Annotated in this window: 1 protein-coding gene; it reads left to right on the top strand. The window is 68.4% G+C overall.

The genetic code is table 11. The annotated features are described in order from the left end of the window. The coding region (locus AB4Z47_RS30335; RefSeq protein ID WP_441956093.1) for an SDR family NAD(P)-dependent oxidoreductase at positions 1 to 4,143 on the top strand (4,143 nt) is incomplete at both ends.

Genomic DNA, 4,143 nt, shown 5'->3' with positions numbered 1-4,143 from the left:
CGGTGAACTGGTCGCCGCGTTTGTCGCGGGGGTGTGGTCGCTCGAGGATGCCTGTGCGTTGGTGGCGGCGCGGGGCCGGTTGATGGGGGCGCTACCGGAGGGCGGCGCGATGCTCGCGGTCGCCATGTCGGAAACCGAGGTGGCGCAGGAACTGACCGACTACGGCGATCGAGTGTCGGTCGCAGCGGTGAACGGTCCGGACTCCGTGGTGATCTCCGGTGACGACGACGCCGTCGAAGACGCGGAGCGCAGGTTGTCCGACGATGGCGTCAAGACGTCGCGATTGCGGGTGAGCCATGCATTCCACTCCGCGCGGCTGGACCCGATGCTGGTGGAATTCCGCTCCGTGGCTGCGGGTCTGACGTATCGAGCGCCGACAGTTCCGATGGTGTCGAATGTTTCCGGTGCTGTTGCCGGGGCCGAGGTGACCGATCCGGGGTATTGGGTCGAGCAGGTGCGTGGTTGTGTGCGGTTCGCGCCTGGCGTGGAAACTCTCGTCGCAGCAGGGGCTCGGTGGTTCGTGGAGTTGGGCCCGGATGCGGTGCTGGCGTCGATGACTCGTCAGTGCCTGGCGGAACACCCGGACGTCGAGGCGGACTCGGTGGTAGCCGCCGCGTCTCGACGCACCGTCGACGAGGCGACGCAGTGCGTGACGATGTTGGGGCAAGCGCATACCGCCGGTGTCGACGTGGACTGGCGACCGTTGTTCGCGGGCCGGTCTCTGCGCCGGGTGTCGTTGCCCACATACGCGTTCCAGCGTCAACGGTATTGGTTGGAGCCGCTCAGCGATTACGCGACGCCGGGGTCGTCGGATCATCCGATCCTGACCGGCGTCGTGCCGTTGGCAGGCAAGGACGAATGGCTGTTCACCGGACGGGTGTCGTTGCGGACTCATCCGTGGCTCGCCGATCACGCGGTATTCGGCTCGGTATTGTTGCCCGGGGCCGGTTTTGTGGAACTAGCGCTGACCGCGGGAGCACGGTTGCGCACCGAGTCCGTCGAGGAACTGCTGCTCGAAACGCCGCTGCTGCTCGAGGACGGCGCCGCGGTCGATATCCAGCTGGGTGTCGAATCTGCCGATGCTGCGGGTCGACGCCGGTTCGTGATCCACTCTCGTGCGGTTTCCGACGGGAATTCGGATGCGGGCGAGTGGGCGTCGCACGCCAACGGCGTGCTGGCTCCAGCCGGTGAGACCGTTCCCGCGTGGGTCGAGTCGGGACGGGACGGATCGGCAGCGACCGAAGAATGGCCCCCCGCTGGGGCCGATCCGGTGCCGAACGACGGGCTTTACGACCACTTGGCGGACTTGGGGTTCGGCTACGGCGCCGCGTTCCAGGGGGTCACGTCGGTCTGGCGCGACGGCGACGATCTGCTCGCCGAGGTGTCGCTCGCGCCCGAAACCGATACTCAGGCGGCGGCGTTCGGGATTCACCCTGCGCTGTTGGACGCGGCCTTCCACGCGGCGATCCCTGAGCTGGCGCAAGAAATGCCCTCGGGTCGGCTGCCGTTGCCATTCTCTTTCGGCGGGGTGCGGTTGTACCGCGCCGGGGCGACGGCCGTCCGGGTTCGACTCGTGCGGTCGGGAGCTGGGCGGATGCGGGTCGTCGCTGTCGACGACACCGGATCGCCTGTGCTGAGCCTCGATTCGCTCGCCGCCCGCCCCGTGGATGCCAAGGCGCTGAACATGGGGGCCGGTCGTCGTGCGTCGCTGTCGGATGTCGAATGGGTGTCGGTGTCGTCAGGGTCTACCGGGGCGCCTGCGTCGACGGCGGTGCTCGGCGCCGCCAGCGTCGCGGGGGTCGATCGTCCTCGTGCCGGTCTCGTCGAGTTGCTCGAAGACGATGTGCCTGCGGAGGTCGTCGTGTGGTCGCCCGGCGAGGACGGTTCGACTGACGGTGACGTGGTCGTGCGGACGCGCACGTGGGTGCAGTCGGCGTTGGAGCTGTTGCAGACGTGGCAGGCCCAGGAGCGGTTGAGCGGCTCACGACTGGTAGTGCTGACGCGGGCAGCAGTGGGCGTGTCGGGCGAGTCGCCGGATCCGGCGGGCGCGGCGGTGTGGGGCTTGGTGCGGAGTGCGCAGTTCGAGCATCCGGGTCGGTTCGTCCTCATCGACGCGGGCGTCGATGAGGACGTGACGGTCGATGTGATCGCTGCAGCGGTGGGTTCGGACGAGCCTCAACTGGCTGTGCGCAGTGGTGCGGTGTGGGTGCCGCGATTGCGGCGGCAGACGGGGTCGGCCGTGGCGGACGGGTCGGCGTTCGGTGCGGGTGCAGTGTTGATCACCGGTGGCACCAGTGGTTTGGGAGCGGTGGTAGCTCGGCACGTCGTCGAAGCACACGGCGTGCGGCGATTGGTATTGGTGTCGCGACGGGGCGAGCGTGCCGACGGTGTGGCCCAGTTGGTGAATGAGCTGACGGCCGCGGGCGCGCAGGTGCGGGTCGCGGCATGTGACGTGAGCGACCGAGCGGCGTTGGCGGTACTGCTGGCGGAGTTGTCCGACGAGTTCGCACCGAGTGCGGTGATCCATTCGGCGGGCGTGCTCGACGACGGCACCATCGAATCGCTGACCGCCGAGCAGATGGATCGGGTGTTGGCGTCGAAGGCGGATGCCGCGTGGCATCTGCACGAGTTGACCAGCGATCGGCTGCTTTCGGCATTCGTGCTGTTCTCGTCGGTCGCGGGGGTGGTGGGCACGCCGGGGCAGGGCAACTATGCCGCCGCGAACGCGTTCCTGGACGCGCTGGCGTCGCGTCGGCGGGCAGCGGGCTTGCCCGCGGTGTCGATCGCGTGGGGATCGTGGAACCAGGCCAGCGGCATGACCAGCGGTCTGGGGAGTACGGCGATGGCGCGGATGGGTCGGCTGGGAGTGCGTCCGTTGGAGACGGCGGATGGCTTGGCGTTGTTCGATCGTGCGGTCGTCGCGGCAGCACCGGTGGTGGTCGGCACGGAGTTCGACACCGAGGCACTGTCGGTTCAAGCGCGCGAGGGGTCCCTGCCGCGGATGTTGCATTCGATCGTCACGGTGCCCGTGCGGCGGGCCGCGGACACGAGCGGGACGTTGGCGCGGCGGCTGGCTGCCGCCCCGTCGCAGGAGCGCGAGGCGATCGTGCTCGACGTCGTTCGTGAGCAGGTCGCCGGCGTGCTGGGGCACATCTCCGGTGACGCCATCGATGCCACCGCACCGTTCACTGAGCTCGGCTTCGATTCATTGGCCGGGGTGGAGTTTCGCAATCGCCTCGCCAAAGCCACCGGGGTGCAGCTGCCGTCGACGCTGGTGTTCGACCACCCCACCGCGGCGGCGGTGGCGGCGTTCGTGCGATCTCGTGTCGGCGACGTGGCTGCGGACACCGGCCGCGCCGTCGCACGGGTGACGCGTCGGATCCGTACCGACGAGCCGATCGCGATCGTCGGGATGAGCTGCCGGTATCCAGGCGGTATCACATCGCCGCAGGGATTGTGGGACCTGGTGGCGTCCGGAACGGATGCGATCAGCGAGTTCCCGGCCGATCGCGGCTGGGATCTGGATCGATTGTTCGATCCCGACCCCGACCACTCCGGCACGTCCTATCTCCGGCACGGGGGATTCCTCTCTGATGTCGCCGAATTCGACGCGGGGTTCTTCGGGATCGGTCCGCGTGAGGCGGCGGCGATGGATCCGCAGCAGCGGTTGTTGTTGGAAGCGTCGTGGGAGGCCTTGGAGGACGCGGGTATCGATCCGACCACGCTGCGGGGCAGCGACGCCGGTGTCTTCACCGGCGTTTCGTATCAGGATTACGAGGAGATCGCCAAGGCGGCGGGTGCGGCCGTCGAGGGATACGTCGGTACCGGTTCGGCGAGCAGTGTGGTGTCGGGGCGGGTCGCGTACACGTTGGGTTTGGAAGGCCCCGCGGTGACGGTGGACACAGCGTGCTCGTCGTCGCTGGTGGCGATCCATCTGGCGTGCCAGGCACTGCGGCAGGGTGAGTGCTCGATGGCGTTGGCGAGTGGAGCCCAAGTGATGTCGACGCCGTTCTTGTTCATCGAGTTCTCGCGGCAGCGGGGTTTGTCGCGGGATGGGCGGTGCAAGGCGTTTTCGGCGTCGGCGGATGGTGTGGGCTGGGCCGAGGGTGTGGGGGTGTTGGTCCTCGAGCGGTTGTCGGATGC

The organism is Nocardia sp. 2TAF39, assembly GCF_052114905.1.
In the GTDB taxonomy this organism is placed as follows: domain Bacteria; phylum Actinomycetota; class Actinomycetes; order Mycobacteriales; family Mycobacteriaceae; genus Nocardia.
The sequence above is the reverse complement of the archived record's forward strand: the minus strand, read 5'-3'. Positions and strand labels throughout refer to the sequence as shown.